This is a genomic window from Vibrio sp. 1978, assembly GCF_033344345.1.
In genome coordinates, this window is the sequence record NZ_JAWPOP010001090.1 from 1 (window position 1) to 506 (window position 506).

The 506-nt window shown below is 47.8% G+C and carries 1 pseudogene; it reads right to left on the bottom strand.

Annotation, left to right across the window (positions count from 1 at the left end):
* A pseudogene (locus R8N49_RS30810) lies at nt 1-506 on the bottom strand (DNA mismatch repair protein MutS); the annotation flags it as partial.

Sequence of the window (506 nt, forward strand, 5' to 3'; positions counted from 1 at the left end):
ATTTGTTCAAGATGAGGCATCAGCAAATCGAACAGCTCTTCCCACAGTTTTTTCTCTAGTGCGAGTGCTTTTGATTTTGAGTTCAGAACTTTGTCTTCATGCTCTTTAAGCTCAGGAATAATGTAGCGCTCTGCATTTTTCAGAGTTTGGCGACGCACGTAATGTGGCGGTACCAAATGGCTTTGGCCACGGCTTACCTGAATGAAGAACCCATGTACGGCGTTGTAGCCAACTTTCAGCGTATCGATGCCATGACGCTCGCGTTCATCCGCTTCGAGCTTTTCTAGATACTCGGTTGCACCATCAGCGAGCTTGCGCCACTCATCCAATTCTTCGTTATAGCCTTCTGCAATCACACCACCATCGCGGATCACTACCGGCGGGTTTTCTTTGATAGCACGTTCAAGAAGCTCACATACCTCACCTATTGGCGCAGCAAACTGAGCCAACTTCACTAGGTATGGATGAGGTAAGGATGCAGTGAGCGAGTCTAGTTCAGGAAGTTG